Source organism: Planktomarina temperata RCA23 (assembly GCF_000738435.1).
In the GTDB taxonomy this organism is placed as follows: domain Bacteria; phylum Pseudomonadota; class Alphaproteobacteria; order Rhodobacterales; family Rhodobacteraceae; genus Planktomarina; species Planktomarina temperata.
In genome coordinates this window covers 23,060-40,655 of sequence record NZ_CP003984.1, presented here as the reverse complement: position 1 = coordinate 40,655, position 17,596 = coordinate 23,060, and the positions used below count along the sequence as shown (strand labels likewise).

General features: G+C 54.1%; 15 protein-coding genes and 1 riboswitch. Of the genes, 7 read left to right on the top strand and 8 right to left on the bottom strand.

From position 1 onward, the window contains the following. The first annotated feature begins 11 nt into the window (after nucleotides 1–11). The 3 genes from petA to RCA23_RS00170 are packed head-to-tail and all read left to right on the top strand — an operon-like array spanning nucleotide 12 to nucleotide 2,736. Entirely contained in the window at nucleotides 12–584 is a 573-nt protein-coding gene (petA, locus tag RCA23_RS00180) for a ubiquinol-cytochrome c reductase iron-sulfur subunit (protein ID WP_044048425.1), read from the top strand. Next, nucleotides 584–1,921 (top strand): cytochrome b, encoded by a 1,338-nt coding sequence (locus RCA23_RS00175; protein WP_044048423.1) that lies wholly within the window; start codon nucleotides 584–586, stop codon nucleotides 1,919–1,921. Before petA ends, RCA23_RS00175 begins: the two co-directional genes overlap by 1 nt. A gap of 14 nt (nucleotides 1,922–1,935) precedes the next feature. Continuing rightward, nucleotides 1,936–2,736 carry a cytochrome c1 gene (locus tag RCA23_RS00170; RefSeq protein WP_044048422.1) on the top strand — a complete coding sequence of 267 codons (801 nt, stop codon included), beginning with the start codon at nucleotides 1,936–1,938 and terminating at the stop codon, nucleotides 2,734–2,736. A gap of 52 nt (nucleotides 2,737–2,788) precedes the next feature. Here RCA23_RS00170 and RCA23_RS00165 read toward each other — a convergent pair whose 3' ends face one another. The 4 genes from RCA23_RS00165 to RCA23_RS00150 all read right to left on the bottom strand — a co-directional run bounded on the left by RCA23_RS00165 (nucleotide 2,789) and on the right by RCA23_RS00150 (nucleotide 6,476). Continuing rightward, nucleotides 2,789–3,490, bottom strand: a complete 702-nt coding sequence (locus RCA23_RS00165; RefSeq protein WP_044048421.1) for an ATP-binding cassette domain-containing protein — start codon at nucleotides 3,488–3,490, stop codon at nucleotides 2,789–2,791. Then, entirely contained in the window at nucleotides 3,474–5,018 is a 1,545-nt protein-coding gene (locus tag RCA23_RS00160) for a thiamine/thiamine pyrophosphate ABC transporter permease ThiP (RefSeq protein ID WP_236631375.1), read from the bottom strand. Before RCA23_RS00160 ends, RCA23_RS00165 begins: the two co-directional genes overlap by 17 nt. Further along, nucleotides 5,018–5,995 (bottom strand): thiamine ABC transporter substrate binding subunit, encoded by a 978-nt coding sequence (gene thiB, locus RCA23_RS00155; protein WP_044048417.1) that lies wholly within the window; start codon nucleotides 5,993–5,995, stop codon nucleotides 5,018–5,020. The genes RCA23_RS00160 and thiB overlap by 1 nt, the downstream gene beginning before the upstream one ends. A 34-nt stretch (nucleotides 5,996–6,029) precedes the next feature. After that, nucleotides 6,030–6,128, bottom strand: a riboswitch (TPP riboswitch). A gap of 105 nt (nucleotides 6,129–6,233) precedes the next feature. Next, nucleotides 6,234–6,476 (bottom strand): hypothetical protein, encoded by a 243-nt coding sequence (locus RCA23_RS00150; protein WP_044048414.1) that lies wholly within the window; start codon nucleotides 6,474–6,476, stop codon nucleotides 6,234–6,236. Between the two features lie 564 nt (nucleotides 6,477–7,040). Here RCA23_RS00150 and aroC point away from each other — a divergent pair. After that, nucleotides 7,041–8,144: a chorismate synthase gene (gene aroC / locus RCA23_RS00145; protein ID WP_044048411.1), complete on the top strand. Its 1,104-nt coding sequence runs from the start codon at nucleotides 7,041–7,043 to the stop codon at nucleotides 8,142–8,144. An 8-nt stretch (nucleotides 8,145–8,152) separates the two neighbouring features. Here aroC and RCA23_RS00140 read toward each other — a convergent pair whose 3' ends face one another. Then, nucleotides 8,153–8,572 (bottom strand): copper chaperone PCu(A)C, encoded by a 420-nt coding sequence (locus tag RCA23_RS00140; RefSeq protein ID WP_044048408.1) that lies wholly within the window; start codon nucleotides 8,570–8,572, stop codon nucleotides 8,153–8,155. Nucleotides 8,573–8,664: 92 nt separating this feature from the next. Here RCA23_RS00140 and rnr point away from each other — a divergent pair, with 92 nt between their 5' ends. Then, entirely contained in the window at nucleotides 8,665–10,911 is a 2,247-nt protein-coding gene (gene rnr, locus RCA23_RS00135; protein ID WP_044048406.1) for a ribonuclease R, read from the top strand. Beyond that, the gene (locus RCA23_RS00130) at nucleotides 10,908–12,020 is read left to right on the top strand and encodes a lytic murein transglycosylase (protein WP_052376950.1); all 1,113 of its coding nucleotides are present in this window, start codon (nucleotides 10,908–10,910) and stop codon (nucleotides 12,018–12,020) included. Before rnr ends, RCA23_RS00130 begins: the two co-directional genes overlap by 4 nt. Before the next feature lie 10 nt (nucleotides 12,021–12,030). On the opposite strand, the gene nusG is transcribed toward RCA23_RS00130, so the two are convergent. Both nusG and RCA23_RS00120 read right to left on the bottom strand, forming a co-directional pair. Beyond that, nucleotides 12,031–12,534, bottom strand: a complete 504-nt coding sequence (gene nusG / locus RCA23_RS00125) for a transcription termination/antitermination protein NusG (RefSeq protein ID WP_044048405.1) — start codon at nucleotides 12,532–12,534, stop codon at nucleotides 12,031–12,033. A 129-nt stretch (nucleotides 12,535–12,663) separates the two neighbouring features. Next, complete coding sequence (locus RCA23_RS00120) at nucleotides 12,664–15,714, bottom strand: error-prone DNA polymerase (RefSeq protein ID WP_052376949.1); 3,051 nt, start codon at nucleotides 15,712–15,714, stop codon at nucleotides 12,664–12,666. 164 nt (nucleotides 15,715–15,878) lie between these two features. On the opposite strand from RCA23_RS00120, the gene RCA23_RS00115 reads away from it, so the two are divergent. Then, nucleotides 15,879–17,054, top strand: coding sequence for an acetyl-CoA C-acyltransferase family protein (locus RCA23_RS00115; protein ID WP_044048404.1), 1,176 nt, complete (start codon nucleotides 15,879–15,881; stop codon nucleotides 17,052–17,054). 61 nt (nucleotides 17,055–17,115) lie between these two features. Here RCA23_RS00115 and RCA23_RS00110 read toward each other — a convergent pair whose 3' ends face one another. Beyond that, complete coding sequence (locus RCA23_RS00110; protein WP_044048403.1) at nucleotides 17,116–17,559, bottom strand: c-type cytochrome; 444 nt, start codon at nucleotides 17,557–17,559, stop codon at nucleotides 17,116–17,118. Between the last annotated feature and the right edge of the window lie 37 nt (nucleotides 17,560–17,596).

Sequence of the window (17,596 nt, the reverse complement as noted above, 5' to 3'; positions counted from 1 at the left end):
GGAGGAACCTCGTGGCGCATACAGATGAACACGAAGGCACCCGTAGAGATTTTCTCTACTACGCGACGGCAGGTGCAGGCGCAGTAGCAGCGGGCGCAGCGGTTTGGCCTTTGGTCAACCAAATGAACCCCTCAGCGGATGTTTTGGCCTTGGCCGCAATCCGCGTGGATGTGGCCGATGTTGAACCGGGTACACAAATCACCGTTCTGTGGCAGGGCAAGCCCGTCTTTATTCGGCGTCGCACAGAGAGCGAAATTGAAGCGGCACGGGCCGTGGATATGGGCGATTTGATTGACGGCAATGACCGCAATGACAACAAACCAGATCTTCCTGCGACCGATGAAAACCGCGCCCTTGACGAAAATGGCGAATGGTTGGTCATGCTGGGCGTTTGCACCCACTTGGGCTGCGTGCCCTTGGGCGATGGCGCTGGTGAGTTTGGCGGTTGGTTCTGCCCCTGTCATGGATCACATTACGATACAGCTGGCCGAATCCGCAAAGGTCCAGCCCCAGAAAACCTCTTGGTGCCAGTGGCCCGTTTCGACGGCGAAACTGAACTGGTTATCGGCAAGGAGAACGCATAATGGGCGGTATTCCACACGATCATTACGAACCAAAGTCCAAGGCGACAAAAGCGATCAATTCGCGTCTGCCAATCATTGGTCTGCTATATGACACATTGATGATCCCCACTCCAAAGAACCTGAACTGGATGTGGATTTGGGGCATTGTTTTAACTTTCTGTCTGGCCATGCAAATTGTCACAGGCGTTGTTCTGGTGATGCATTACACCCCGCATGTCGATCTGGCCTTTGCCTCGATTGAGCACATCATGCGCGACGTGAATGGCGGCCATATGATTCGCTATTTCCACATGAATGGCGCGTCTTTGTTCTTCATTGCAGTTTATGCCCATATGTTCCGTGGCCTTTACTACGGCAGCTATAAAGCCCCGCGTGAAATCACATGGATCATTGGTATGTTGATCTATCTGTTGATGATGGCGACAGGCTTTTTGGGATATGTTTTGCCTTGGGGGCAAATGTCCTTCCACGGTACAGCTGTGATCACCGGCTTGTTTGGTGCGATCCCCTTCATTGGTGAGGCGCTGCAAACCTGGCTCTTGGGCGCCGGCGCCGTAGGTCAACCGGCTTTGAACCGCTTCTTCAGCCTGCATTATCTCCTGCCGTTTTTGATTGCCGGTCTCGTGATCGTGCATATCTGGGCCTTTCATACCACAGGCAACAACAACCCAACCGGGGTTGAAGTGCGCCGGGGTTCGAAGGCAGAAGCGGCAAAAGACACGGTACCATTCTGGCCCTATTTCGTGGTGAAGGATCTCTTTGCCCTGGGTCTTATCATGACCGTGTTCATGGCGATCGTCGGTTTCATGCCAAACTATCTTGGCCATCCTGACAACTATATCGAAGCCAACGCATTGGTGACACCGGCGCATATTGTGCCTGAATGGTATTACCTCCCATTCTACGCCATTTTGCGCGCTTTCACATCCGAAGTATGGGTTGTTCAGATCGCAAGCTTTGTCACCGGCGGCATTATTGACGCAAAATTCTTTGGCGTTTTGGCCATGTTCGGTGCGATTGCAGTTATGGCCCTTGCGCCATGGCTCGACACTTCAAGCGTGCGCTCTGGTCGGTATCGCCCCATGTTCAAATGGTGGTTTGGCATCTTGGTTGCAGACTTCATCTTCTTGATGTGGCTCGGTGCGCGTCCTGCGGAAGAACCCTATGCCTCTTTCTCTTTGATTGGTGCGACCTATTGGTTTGCCTACTTCCTGGTTATCTTGCCCTTGCTGGGCGTGCTTGAGAAACCCTCAACACCACCTGCAACCATCGAAGATGACTTTAATGCCAAACACGGCGCAGCGGGTGCAGCGGATGCTGCTCACCCGGCAGAGTGAGAAGGGAACGAAATATGTTCAAGAAACTCACAACAGGTCTCACACTGGCTTTGCTTCTCGCCACTGGCGGGGTGCAGGCTGCTGGCAGTGAAGGCCATGTTCATGACCACGCTTTCTCTTTTGAAGGTCCGTTTGGCTCCTATGATCAAGAACAATTGCGGCGCGGATTGAAAATCTACACGGAAGTTTGTTCCTCTTGCCACGGCATGAAGTTCGTTCCCATTCGCTCCCTGAGCGATGAGGGCGGGCCGCATCTCAGCAAGGAAGAAGTACGCGCCTACGCCTCTGACTTCATCGAAGTTTGGGATCAAGATCTCAATGAGGGTGAAGGCGATTACCGTACCGCGGTTCCAGCCGATCACTTCCCCAAGGGTGGCAATGCCAACGCGCCTGATCTGTCTTTGATGGCCAAAGCCCGCGCAGGTTTTCATGGACCGGCTGGCACAGGCATCAACCAGCTGGTTAAAGGCATGGGTGGCGCCGAGTATATTCTGTCTTTGCTCACCGGCTACACAGGCAATGAAAAAACCTCCGCTGGCGTAACGCTGTATGAAAACACCGCCTACCCTGGCGGCTGGATTTCCATGGCGCCACCGTTAGAAGACGAGCTTGTTGAGTTTGAAGATGGCCATAAGAACGATCTTCAGCATCTCTCCGAAGATATTTCGGCCTTCTTGATGTGGACTGCAGAACCAAAACTCAACGACCGGAAACGTGCCGGAATGGTTGGGGTTTTGATCTTGGGCTTTTTGACCCTGCTGCTCTATCTGGCCAATAAGGCGCTCTGGCGTCCTATAAAATATAGAAAAGACTAAGTCTTTTGACACAGAAAAACGCGCCTCCTCGGGGGCGAGTTTTTTTATGGGCTCAAGGGGCCCGCCGCCCCAAATATGACTGCAACGCCGGGGGGGGATGGTCAAATAGGGGTCCAATTGGCGCAGGTGCCTGGGCCTGACCTTCGGCGACTAGAATGGCATACTCCGCAAAGCTCAATGCATCTTGTGGGTCATGGGTGACCATCAATGCGGTAATACCAGCCTGCTGAACAATCTGCCGCGTTATTTCAAGCATTTCATCCTTCAGCGCTGGGCCCAGAGCCGCAAAGGGTTCATCAAGCAGCAAAAGCGGACGTTGGCGCAACAATACCCGCGCCAATCCCGCCCGACCCTGCTGCCCGCCTGAGAGGTCACGCGGATAGGCCATTGCCTTGTCCCCCAGTCCCACCTGATCCAGCGCCGCTACAGCCTGTGCCTTCTGAGCTGCAGACAAACGCATGTCAGGTCGCAGGCCGATCGCCACATTGTCCAGCACGGTGAGATGAGGAAAAAGATTATGATCTTGAAACAGAATACTGAGCGGCCTTTCGCCGGGGTGGTCTGGCATGGGCTGCCCGCCCCAAAACATCTGCCCGGCCCTGGGAACAAGAAACCCAGCGATCCCATTGAGCAAAGTCGACTTACCCCCACCGGAGGGACCAATCACCGCCACACGATCCCCGGCTGCAATTTGCAGATCCGCCGTGAGAGAGAACTCATTGAGCTGATAACACAGCCTATCTAAGTGTAGCATGTCCGCGCCCTCCACGATCAAACATCCAAAACAAAAACAAGCTCTGCACCACGAGCACCACCGCTGTGGCGGCGGCCTGGTCCATACGGTATGCGCCCATTAAGCGATACAGCATCAGCGGCAGGGTTTGCAGATCAGGATCCGCAAAAAGCGCGATCACGCCAAGATCCCCCATCGAGAGCGCCGCCGCAAGGCCGGCGGAAAACCCTATTGGGCGACGCAGGCGCGGCGCTAAGATCCGTGTCATCCAAATCCAGCGCCCCATTCCAAGACTCATGCGCAAATGAAGATAGTCGCCATAAGTCTCTCGAACCGCTGGCATCAAGACACGCAGAGCAAAGGGCAAAGCCATCATTGCATTGACCAAAGCGGTGATCGGCAAGGCAAAAGCCATGGGTTGCGCATAAGGGAAAATCAACACAAAAAGACCAGTTCCCACCACCAGCGGACTGCTGGCCAGCCCTAAAATGCCCGTGGCCTCCGCCAAGCTGCGGGCCAGTGATCCGCGGCGGGAAAAGGCCAGTGCGAGCGTCAAAGCCATCGCCAGGCAGAGGGCAGTTGATATAATAGCGATGGTCAATGACGTTAAGCTGGCCACGAAAATTTGCGGTGGCACCTCGAGCATATGCCGCAACCCACGCATGAGAACAGCACCAAGCGGCAGCACCAAAAAAGCGCTGGCGACAGAAATCCATAATCCATCCCATATCCGATGCTGCGGCCCATCCAAGCGCTGCACAGCCCGATCAAGCCCAAGGCCGTCGGTTTGCGGCAACGGTACGAGAAACGCCAGAAGTGACACGGCGCCGCAAATTGTAAATTGGACAAGAGCAAGACTGGCCGCCTTTCCTAAATCAAAATCCAAGCGAAACGCCTGATAAATGGCGAGCTCGATCGTTGTGCCCTTTGGCCCGCCCCCGACCGCCAATGCTACAACAAAGCTGGTGAGGCATAGTAAGAAGACAAGCAGGAAAGCCCCTGGAACCGTAGCGCGCAGCATCGGCCCTTCGATCAGTCGAAAGTAGGCCCATGGCGTGGCACCAAGGCTTTCGGCCACTCGAAATCGCTCTGCCGGGATCGCCGTCCAAGCTTGCAGCAAGAGCCGCGTCACCAAAGGTAAATTGAAAAACACATGGGCCAGAATAACACCCGGCGCGCCATAGATGGATAGTTTGGCAAACCCGGCCCAGTCCAATGCAGCGCTGATCCATCCTGCTCGGCCAAAGACTGCCAAAAGGCCCAGGACACCGACAATCACTGGCAGAATAAATGGCGCGCCCAGAAGGGTGATCAAAGCTTGGCGTCCAGGGAAGCTTTGCCGTGCCAAGGCCCGCGCCACAGGAATCGCCATTGCGGTGCTCAGAACTGCCGAGAGGCTCGCTTGCCATAGGGTGAATTTTACGGCTGACCAATCGGCACTGTTCAGCGCAGCAAGCCCGCGCCCCTGCAGGCCAACAACCAAGGCTGTACCAAGAGAAAAGAGAAGCAGGGCAATCAAGACCGCCCCACCAAAAACAATGCGTAACATTATCGTGCCAGAGCGCTCTGCCATTCCTCCAAGGCCGCGCTGCGCTGTGCTGCGGCCTCCTCTGGTGAGAAAATCAAAGATTGCTCAGCTCTCAATGCCTGCGGAAAGCCATCGGGCAACCCCGTTTTGGGCGTGACTGCGGGAAACATCCAATTGGTGGTGGGGATGATGCTTTGAAATTCATCAGAAACCATGAATTGCAAGAATAGATCTGCCAGAGCATTTTGATCTGTCGTTGCCAATTTCCCGGCCACTTCAATTTGCATGTAGTGGCCCTCGTCAAACAAAGCGAAGGTTTTGGAGGCATCCGCCTCGGCAATCACATGATAGGCTGGCGATGTGGTATAGGAGAGCACCAAATCCGCCTCCCCCTCCAAGAACATGCCATAGGCTTCGGACCAACCCGCTGTCACTGTCACAATATTATCTGAAAGATCAGCCCAGATATCCCCTGCCGCATCGCCATAAGCCGCCTTGACCCACAGCAGGAGCCCCAAACCGGGTGTGGACGACCGAGGGTCTTGGATCACGATTTTCAAATCGCTCGCGGCCAAGCTGCGAAAACTTGTCGGAGCTGTCAGATCGGTATTGTGAACAAAAGCAAAGTAGCCCCAGTCGAATGGCACAAAATGCGTGTCGCTCCACCCCCCCGGCACCGCATAGTCTGCAGACAGTGACATCGGGGAAAACAGTCCGGTTTCCGCTGCTGCAGCCGTGAGATTGGTATCCAAACCCAACACGACATCGGCCTCTGTGCGGGTGCCTTCGAGCCTGAGGCGCGATAACAATGCCGCCCCATCGCCCGCGCCAATCATCTGCAAATCACAGCCACATCTGGCCTCGAAAGCAGATTCAACCGCCGGGCCGGGACCCCAATCTGATATAAAACTGTCATAGGTATAGACCGTCAACACAGGCGTTTCGGCAACGGCCGCGCTTGTGAAAAACAGTCCTGCGAAAAGGGAAGTCAATTTCATCTTTATCTCCATATCGCCGAACGGGGTCAGGGATTGGAGACGTCCAAACCTTCCCTCCGCCGGTACTAGCCGGTTCAGGTTCTACGGGTTCGCTTTCGCATCTCAGCCCATAAGGGCGCCCCGAGGTAGGTACTGGATAGTCTTGACGAAAGGATTTTACAATCCCTTCCAGTGCAAAAGCCCCCCAACAATCACACAGTTGTCGAGGAGCATTGACGTCAGTTGGAGGATTTTTAGTCTATTTCTTGGCTTGCCGTTCACCCTCAGCGCGGCAAAGCGCATCGGCCTCTGCAACATGCATAACATGCGGCATATGAATTGCGCGATCGAGAATAACAGCTTTTTTGTCATACAATTGGCAAATGACGTCACCTTCGTCCGTTTCCAACGTGACCGGCTCCGTTTCATAAGCGATAGGTGAACAGGCTGTTACAATTGCCAGAGTTGCCCCCAGTAAGCTCAAACTCAAAAATTTATTCATTATAATTCTCTCTCATCTAATGTTACGGTCGTCTCATTTGGAACCAACCAAACCACCAACCGTTATAAAATTTCTTAAAATCACAAAAATGCACTCGATAACTTTAACTAAGTTTTATCTGCCCTAAGTGTGCACTCGTTACATTTGAGATCACCAAACCTGACGCTTTGTAGAAAATTTTAACCGCATTTTAATCTCCTACGGAATGCTATTCCACCAAAGATCACTCATAGTGTTGCAAATTTTCGACATATATCTCCCGCTACGCAAGAGTTTTTCTCGTTCAGCGGGAAAAAAAATCGCTTCATTCCAGAACCATGAAACTCATAAACGCATTAATTAACTGATTATTCTATATTATTTACAGTATTTGCTCAACTAAAAGTAAATATTTGGCATTTGTCGAACCATTTTGGTAATATCCGACATCCATCGTCTCCGAAATCACGTCAAAGTTGTTCAAAATACCGCAACTTAAACGTGCCGGTTGTATGGGTGAGCCCGCGCTATAGGCCTTGCTCCAGGGTGCACGCAGCGATATTGCAAGGACAAAGGAGATGCACCATGAGCTTAAACAGTTTTGGACATTTATTTCGTGTCACGACTTGGGGTGAAAGCCATGGCCCTGCCCTTGGTGCGACGGTGGATGGCTGCCCTCCGGGCGTCACGATTAACGAAGCTATGATCCAGCAGTGGCTCGACAAGCGCAAGCCGGGACAGAACAAATACACCACGCAGCGGCGAGAAGCCGATCAGGTGAAAATTCTTTCCGGCGTATTTGAAGGCAAAACGACTGGCACGCCCGTGCAATTGATGATCGAAAACACCGATCAGCGCTCCAAAGACTACAGCGATATCATGGATAAATTTCGCCCGGGTCATGCCGATATCACCTATTGGCAGAAATACGGTATTCGCGATTACCGCGGCGGTGGACGTAGTTCCGCACGTGAAACCGCAGCACGTGTGGCCGCAGGCGGATTGGCGCGGGAAGCACTTAAATTGCTCGCGCCATCGCTTAAAATTACCGGCTTCATGTGTCAGATGGGCCCCCATAAAATCAACCGTGACCAGTTTGACTTGTCGCAGATTGACCAAAATCCCTTCTGGACTCCGGATCCGCAGGCCGCTCAAGATTGGGCGACCTATCTAGACGCGTTGCGCAAATCCGGCAGTTCTGTCGGCGCAGTTATCGAGGTGATCGCCTCAGGAGTGCCAGCGGGGCTCGGCGCGCCAATTTATGCTAAGCTCGACACAGATTTGGCCGCAGCCATGATGAGCATCAACGCTGTCAAAGCTGTAGAAATTGGCGATGGAATGGCCGCAGCGGAACTGACCGGTGAAGCCAATGCCGATGAAATTTCAATGGGGCCGGACGGGCCAATTTACAGCTCGAACCATGCGGGCGGTATCTTGGGCGGCATTAGCACGGGTCAAGATGTGGTGGTGCGATTCGCGGTGAAACCCACGTCGTCTATCCTTACAACTCGAAAAACCATCACAAAATCTGGTGAAAACACAGAAATCATCACCAAGGGCCGTCATGATCCCTGTGTGGGGATTAGAGCGGTGCCTGTTGGTGAGGCAATGATGGCCTGCGTGCTCTTGGATCACCTCTTGTTGCACCAAGGCCAGGTTGGCGCCAATCAGGGCAAAATCGGCAAGTAGCAGCGGTCTTACGGACGCTCGATCACTTTGAAAGTCACATCTAGGCTGCCAGACGTCTCAAAAATCAAAGTGGCCTTGATATCGTCGCCGACGCCCCACCCCTCTTTGAGCCCCATGAACATGACATGATAACCGCCAGGAGCGAATTCTATTTGGCCCTGCGTCGGAACCACCACGCGCATCTGGTGTTCCATTGTCATGACGCCATCTTTCATCATGGACTTGTGGAGCATAACCTTTGGGTAATCTGCTTCAACGCCCAAAAGCGCATCCGCTGCACCTTCATTGCTCAAGGTGAAATATCCGGCGCCGCTGCGTCCGGTGGTCGGATATGAAAAGGCATCTGTTATGGTCAAATCACCCAATTGGTAACTCTGTGCGGAAACTGACCCACAGATCAAAATAAAGGCAGCTACCAAGTGTTTCATTTCTTATCTCCGTTTCATCTGCCTTCTTTTGAAATATTCCCGCACACAACCCAAGGGTTTAGAATGTCGCAGCCGCGTGGTATCGGGCTATCATGGCTCAAATTCCTTCACAGGCGGACATTCTCGAATGGATCCGCGCGCACCCCGAAAAATCCTCGAAACGAGATATTGCCAAAGCCTTTGGCATAAAAGGTGCTGCACGCATCGATCTCAAACAGATGCTGAAAGAGCTTGAGGCCGAGGGCCACCTCATGCAAAGGCGGCGGCGGTTCAATGATCCCAATAGCTTACCCCCCGTTTCCGTTCTGCAAATGCTGGGCCCGGACTCGCAAGGCGATATGTTCGCCGTGCCACTGGAATGGGAAGGCACGGGCCATTTGCCCAAAATACTCATGCGCAGCCGTCAAGGTGATCCAGCTTTGGGACAGGGTGACCGGCTTTTGGCGCGACTCACCCCCGTACCCGATGAAGATAGCCATCAATATACTGGCCAATTGATTCGCGCGATTGGGACCAATCCAAAACGCCTCTTAGGTATTTTCCGCCTCACCGCGGAAGGCGGACGCATTGTCGCGATTGATAAGGGCGAAGGCAAAGAGTGGCTTGTTGCTGCGGATGCAGCGGGTGAAGCCAAAGACGGAGAATTGGTCGAAGCCGAACAATCCGGTCCGAAAGGCCGCCTTGGCCTGCCCCGCGCGCGTGTGGTGGAGCGGCTAGGAGATCCTTCTGCACCCAAAGCCGTATCGCTAATTGCCATTCATCAACATGGAATTCCCGACGCCTTTCCCGATGCGGTGATGGCGCAAGCGGATGCAGCCAAACCGGCAACATCAAAAGGCCGCGTTGATCTGACAGACCTACCTTTGATCACCATCGACCCAGCCGATGCACGAGACCATGATGATGCCTGCTGCGCTCTTCTGGATGAAGATCCCAAGAACCCCGGAGGCTTTTTGCTTTGGGTCGCCATCGCCGATGTCGCCCATTATGTGACAGCCGGATCGGCTTTGGATGCAGAAGCACGCAAGCGCGGAAATTCCACCTACTTCCCAGACCGCGTTGTCCCCATGTTGCCTGACCGCCTATCAGGCGATCTTTGCTCGCTGCATGAAGGGGTCACAAGACCCTGCATCGCGGTCGAAATGAAACTCTCATCAACAGGCGAAAAACTGTCGCATCGGTTTGTGCGGGGGCTGATGCGCTCGCCGGCCTCGCTGTCCTATGAGGAGGCCCAAGCGGCCGTGGATGGGGATCCCTCCGAACGCGCCGCACCTTTGGTTGACACTGTGCTCTCGCCCCTATTTGGTGCCTACGCTGCCCTGAAACAGGCACGCGAAGCCCGGCAGCCGTTGGAACTGGACCTGCCTGAACGCAAAATAATTCTATCAGACAGCGGCAAGGTCGCTTCGGTCAATTTTTCAGAACGCTTGGACGCCCATCGCTTGATCGAAGAATGTATGGTGCTGGCGAATGTGGCGGCAGCAGAAACTTTGATCGCCAAGCAACAGCCGCTATTGTTCCGTGTTCACGAAGAACCAAGCCCCGAAAAGCTAGACTCTCTGCGCGAAACGGCAAAATCTGTGGGGCTGGTCCTGGCAAAAGGTCAGGTATTGCAAACGCGGCATCTTAATCAATTATTAAAGGTTGCCGCCGGAAAAGATGAATCAGAATTAATCAATCTTTCAACATTACGTTCCATGACTCAAGCCTACTATAGTTCTCAAAACATGTCGCACTTCGGATTGGCACTTCAGAATTATGCACATTTTACATCGCCCATACGGCGCTATGCGGATCTTTTGCTGCACCGTGCCTTGGTTTCAGCCCATGGGTGGGCAACCGATGGCCTGTCACCGCAGGATATCGAAATGCTAGACGAAACCGCCAAACATATCAGCGAGACAGAGCGACGCTCGATGCTGGCAGAGCGCGACACAACCGACCGTTATCTTGCCAGTTTCATGTCAGAACGCGTGGGAAATGAATTCAGCGGGCGCATTTCAGGCGTTGCGCGGTTTGGCATATTTGTGAAACTGGATGAAACAGCTGCAGATGGGTTGGTGCCTATTCGCTCCTTAGGACGGGAGTATTTCGAACATGATGCTGACAGCCAAACCCTACGCGGTACGGACAGCGGCACGGTCATCAGCCTTGGTCAACGTGTGGTTGTGCGATTGGCAGAAACCACCCCAACCACAGGGGGTATCTTGCTCGACTTGTTAGAGCTTGAAGATTCAAAGTTGCAAACACGGCCGCGACAACGCAAAATTGCGTCAGCAAGCAACCGGCGGGGGCCCAAGAAGGGCAAATCCAGAAAGGTTACCAGAAAACGGCAATGACGTTTGAAAGCTGGAAATCTGACTTTTTGAGTCGCGCCGCAGCTTATGGTGTTTCACCTGCAATATTGACTGAGGTTTCGCCCTATTTGACCACTGCGCAGAATAGCGCACAGGCTGATATGCGCCAACCCGAAGCCCGCAAAACCCTGCAAAGCTATATCGAATTAACCGTCAGCCCGGCGCGCATTGCACAGGGCCAAGCAGCCTTGCAAAAACATGTAGAGGTTTTTGACCAAATTGAGGCGGACTATCAGGTGGATCGCCATGTGGTTGCCGCAATTTGGGGATTAGAAAGCAATTACGGCAGCATTCGCGGAGATGTGCCCGTCATTTCAGCCTTGGCAACTTTGGCGGCACAAGGCCGCCGAGCCGCCATGTTCGAAGCACAGCTTTTGGCCGCCTTCGAAATTGTCACCCGGGGCATAAAATCACCCGATCAAATGCTGGGCAGCTGGGCCGGAGCCATGGGCCACACGCAATTCATGCCCAAATCTTACATTGATTTCGCCGTTTCTGCCAGAAATGGCCGGCCAGATATTTGGGCAGAAGATCCTGCAGATGCGCTGGTCTCAACGGCGCATTTCCTCGTCTGCCACGGCTGGAAGGCAGATGTGCCTTGGGGTACGGTTGTCCAGCTGCCAGAGCCGGCGGATTTGCACATGCTGCGCCATCTGCCGCCACGCTCACGAGACGCCTGGGCGCGCCTAGGTGTGCGCTTTATGAACGAAGACCAGCGCACCTATGACTCCAAGCTGATTTTGCCCGGCGGGGTTAACAGTCTTGCTTTTGTGGTTTCAGAGAATTTCAATGCCTTTCTGGGCTATAACAATGCACAAAGCTACGCGATTGCTCTCGGGCATTTGTCAGACCGCCTTCAGGGCGCGCCGGCGTTGCAGTTTCCGCCCGGCGGCGATGCCCGCGGCCTCACGCAAGCCGAGATGAAATTCATCCAATCCCGCTTGACGACATTGGGATTTGATACCATCGGCGCAGATGGTTTCACCGGACCAAATACGGAAATCGCCATTGAGGCCTATCAAGCCTCACAACATCTGCCAGTGGACGGGTTTGCTGGCCTATCGCTGCTCAAGCGCCTGCAATCAGCCTAGCAAGGCAATCTTATTTTGTTAACTGCACCTGCTCGGGCCAGACAGCCATCCGCGTTTTTTGCCCCATAAACTCCATCAGCAGCCAAATGCGCTGTTCGGCATCAATCGTTTCAATGGTCGCAACATATTCTGCGAAGGGTACACTCATAACTTGGAGCTCATCGCCCGGCGCAAATTGATCTGGCGGCAAGACTCTGCCCTGAGTGTCACAGCGCGCCATGAGGCCAGCGATAAGATCTGGCGGCAGGGCCTTAGGCTGGCCATCGAAGCTAACCAACCGCGCTACACCGACAGTTGAATTAATCTTACGCCATGGCGCGGTGTCCAAGGCAAAAGACACAAACATATAGCCGGGAAAAAGAGGGCGCCTCTGCTGAACAAATTTTGTTGAATGCCGTTGGGTGACATCTTGCATCGGCAGAAAGGTTTCAAACCCCTGACGATGTAGATTGCGCAAAGCTAGGCGATGAGAATTTGGTTTATATTGTAATAAGAACCAATGTTTAGTGCTCATATAAGGCACTCCAAATATATCGTTCGTTAAAATAAATTATCAAATGCCTTAAGGCCAAAAATGACCCTGTCACAGGGAAGGTAAATCCATCGACCCACACCCGCAACACATATTTTCTATTTCAGATACCTATCTGACTAACCGGAGATGAGAGTCTGAATGGGCGGGCCTGTGCTTCACAATCAGATCTGGCTTTTGATCTTCCGACGCGCCCAAGACGGTTGGTGCCGCCGGACTTTGTCCCATGCCAGGCGTCAGGCGGTGGCGGATTAAGGCCACGGGATGCGCGCGCAGGGTCAGGCGCGTAGAAACATAATCTTCCACCACCTCCTCCCCCTCTGTCATCTGCGGCAGATAGGCTGGATCCTCTGCAATGCTTTCCCCTTCAAGGTCTTGCGCAAAGAGCGGTAAAGGGCGCTCTGCGGTGAGGGCCTTGGCGGCCCAAAGCGCCTCGCGGCGCGACAACCCAAGGCTGTGAAACGCGTCCGCTTCCGCCAAGGCTTGGATCATTTTAGGACTCACACCGGCTTTACGCCAAACCGCTTCTACGTCCTGATATCCATTGCCGCGCGCGGCCGTCAGCCATGCAACATCTTCCTCACGCATCGCTTGAATTTGCCGAAACCCAAGCCGCAGGGCCAAGCCGCCAGTGCCATCGGGCTCCATCACATTGTCCCAATAGCTGGCGTTGACGCAAATGGGGCGCAGCTGCACCCCATGGGCGCGGGCATCACGGACAATCTGTGCCGGCGCATAAAACCCCATGGGCTGCGCATTCAACAAAGCACAGGCAAAAATGCCTGGATGATGATATTTAAGCCAACTGGACGCATAGACCAAAAGCGCAAAACTGGCGGCATGGCTTTCAGGAAACCCATAGGCGCCAAAGCCTTCAATTTGCGAAAAACAGCGTGCGGCAAAATCCTCGTCATAGCCATTGCGCTGCATGCCGTTCATGAAGAGTGTTTTAAATTCACTGACATTGCCATGCTTTTTAAACGTCGCCAAAGATCGCCGCAGCCGATCGGCTTGCTCTGGCGTGAAGCCCGCTCCCACGATTGCAATTTGCATGGCCTGTTCTTGAAATAAAGGCACGCCGAGAGTTTTGCCCAAAACCGCGCCCAAGGCATCAGAGGGAAAGCTCACCGGTTCCTCACCATTGCGGCGCCGAATATAGGGATGCACCATGTCCCCTTGAATCGGGCCCGGACGAATGATCGCCACCTCTATAACCAGATCATAAAAACAGCGCGGGCGCATGCGCGGTAAGAAATTCATCTGCGCCCGGCTTTCCACTTGAAATACGCCCAGGCTGTCCGCTCGGCATAGCATATCATAGACCGCTGGATCCTCAGGAGGCAGGGTGGCCAATGTGTATTCCACACCGTAATGCGCCGAAATCAAATCAAAGGCCTTACGAATGCAAGTCAACATGCCCAAGGCAAGAACATCCACCTTTAAGATGCCCAGACTGTCGATATCATCCTTGTCCCAGCAAATGACCGTACGCCCTTCCATACTGGCGTTCTCAATCGGCACCAACTCATCCAGCCGGCCATCTGTGATGACAAAGCCCCCGACATGTTGAGACAAATGCCGTGGGAAGCCAATCACCTCATAGATCAAAGCCATCGTTTGGCGCAAACGCGGATCGCTGGCATCCAGACCGATCTCAGCCATACGCTCCGCCTCCAAGCCTTTGGTAGAGAAAAACCCCCAAAGCTGCGAAGATAAGGCGCCGATGGTATCTTCCGATAGGCCCATAGCGCGCCCCACCTCACGGATCGCCCGCTTGCCCCGGTAATGCACCACCGTGGCACAAAGGCCTGCGCGGTGACGACCATAGCGCTCATAAATATGTTGGATCACCTCTTCGCGGCGCTCATGCTCAAAATCCACGTCGATATCGGGTGGCTCATTGCGCGCCTCTGAGACAAAACGCTCAAACACCATCGTCCCAATCTCCGGGCTGACCGAGGTGACACCTAAGCAATAGCACACGACCGAGTTGGCCGCCGATCCACGCCCTTGGCACAAAATACCCCGGCTGCGGGCAAAGGCGACTATGTCATGTACAGTCAAGAAATAAGGTTCATAATTGAGCTTGGCGATCAGCTGCAACTCATGTTCGATGATCTTTTTTACCCGCGCAGTGGCACCACTTGGGTAGCGCCATGCGAGCCCCTCATAGGCCAAACGGCGCAACCGATCACTGGGGTTTTCTCCTGCGTTTAATTCCGAAGGATACTCATACCGCAACGCATCCAAAGAAAATGTAAGCTGCTCTAGAACCTCTGCCGTTTTGTGCAATGCCTCTGGATAGGCTTGAAACAGGATGGCGGCCTCCTCAGGAGAGCGCAGCCGTTGCTCTGCATTGACCTGCGCCGACCGACCCAAAGCATCCACCCGCACCCCAAGACGAATGGCGGTGAGCGTATCGGTCAAGCGGCGTCGCGCGCCATGATGCATGATGGGGGCGGCAGAGGCCACCAGTGGTAAGGAGTATCGCTGCGCTAGTGCGGCGATGCGGGCAAAATTCACCTCATCTTGCCCATCATAACAAGGGTATAAGAGCAGCATCACATCTGCAGCAAAGCGGCGCGTCAACCTCCGAAGATGTGACACCCATGAGGGCGCGCCGGGCTGCACCTCTAAGGCAGGTGGCGCGTGCAGCAAAATCAGCTGATCACTGCCAAATTCCAACAGGTCATCAAATTCTAAGTCGCAACCGCCTTTGTCCGCCCGCAAACGCCCACGGGAAATCAAACGACACAGCTGGCCCCAGCCGACCCGCGTTTTGGGCAAAAGCGTTGCGGACAGACCCTCCCGTAGAACAATCTTAGCCGCCGGCAGCAAACGTGGTATGTTGTAAATATGCGCCGAAGCGCTGCGCCGGAAGCCTGGCGGCGCAGGCGGGCCAATCAACCCAATGGTGCGGTCAAACTCTTGCCGCTCAGCCACCTGCCGAGCAATCTCCCGCGCTCGAGTATGTGCCCGCACGATGCCCGCCACAGAATTTACATCTGCGATAGCCACCGCCGACAACCCCAAGAGCGCCGCACGATCCATATATTCCTCCGGGTGCGAGCCTCCGGTCAAAAAGGTGAAATTCGAACAGGCTTGCAGCTCCGCCCAAGCCAGACGGCGATGTGGAAAAGGAAGGACATCAGAACAGGGCATAAGATCAGACTCAGCAACAGACTCCCATATGTTCACATTTTGTTCTCACTTGCAATTCCTATGCTCCCAGCCAAGCAGTCAAAGTTCTTTACGCGGCGGCACGTCCAAAAAAGCCTCTCTACTTTCACCAGATTTACTTTAGACTGGATGAAACGGAGGACAAAATGACAGATATCGTAATTCTTGGTGGCGCACGCACAGCTATTGGCACTTTTGGCGGCAGCCTCGCGGGTGTCAGCCCAATTGATCTAGGGGCAATCGCGGCCAAAGCCGCGCTCACCCGCGCGGAGGTTGCAGCCGAGCAAATCGGCCATGTCGCCTTTGGTCATGTCATCAACACCGAACCGCGCGATATGTATCTGTCCCGGGTCGCCGCCATGGAGGCTGGCATCTCTGACCAAACGCCGGCCATGAACGTCAATCGCCTTTGCGGATCGGGTCTGCAGGCCATCGTCTCTGTGGCGCAATCCTTGATGCTTGGCGATGCAGATTTTGGACTGGCTGGCGGCGCAGAGAATATGAGCCGCGCACCCTTTATCATGCAGGCACAGCGTTGGGGCCAGAAGATGGGGGATGTCAAAACACTCGACATGATGCTTGGCGCATTGCACTGCCCCTTTGGCACAGGCCATATGGGAATCACCGCCGAAAATGTTGCACAAGAACATGCCATCACCCGCGCTGATCAAGATGCCTTTGCTTTGGAAAGCCAGAACCGCGCCGCAGCGGCGATTGCAGACGGGCGCTTTGTCGACCAAATCACCCCCGTGCCGATCAAAGTCAAACGCGATATGGTGGATTTCATCACCGATGAACATCCCAAAGCCACCAGCGCAGAGGTTTTAGCCGGACTGCGGACGGTCTTCCAAAAGGAGGGAACCGTCACTGCTGGAAATGCCTCGGGCATAAATGACGGAGCTGCCGCAATTGTCTTGGCGCGCGCTGACGCAGCCGAACGCGCCGGCCTCACTCCAAAATTCCGCCTGCTCGGCTATGGTCACGCCGGTGTGCGGCCCGAAGTGATGGGCATTGGGCCGGTGCCTGCGGTGGAAAACCTGATGGCGAAAACCGGATTGACCATCCATGATTTTGACGTTGTTGAGAGCAATGAAGCCTTCGCGGCACAGGCTGTCGCGGTTAATCGTGGCCTTGGCTTGGACCCTGCACGGGTCAACCCGAACGGCGGTGCAATTGCTCTGGGTCACCCAGTGGGGGCGACAGGCGCCATCATCATGGTGAAGCTCATGGCCGAATTGGAACGCAGCGGCGGCTCAAAGGGCCTCGCCACGATGTGCATCGGCGGTGGCCAAGGGATCGCCGTGGCAATTGAGCGGATTTAGAACCCAACACGGGGTGCCCCTGACAACAGCGGCGCCCCTCAAAAATCAAAACACCGACCGCCTACTTGCTGCCGATACTATACAAATAAGCATAAATATTGCGCGCGTCTTCTTCCTTCCGCACTTTAAAGCTCATTTTCGCCCGAGCTTTTTTATCGTCGAGAAATACCTTTAAAAAATCCTTTGGATCTTGGACATAGGCCGAAAATGTCTCTTCTGTCCAAATCAAACCCAGCTCTGCGCCGGCCTTCACCAAAGATTTTCCGTAACGGTAGCCCGGTACGGCACCCGCTGTTGCACCGGCGATATTATACAGATTTGGGCCAGATTTACTGTTGCGCCCCGCCAGCTTTTCGCCGGCATCCGTCACAACCACATGACAGGCAACACATTGCTTGTTAAAGGCCACCTCGCCTGCGGATGCGTCACCAGAGGCGCTGTGACCATCCGCCAAAGCCCCAGAGGCCAGAACCCCTGCGAATAATGCAAAAATAAACCTGTTCATATCATTCTCCCTTAAATTTCATGACGATCAAAACGGC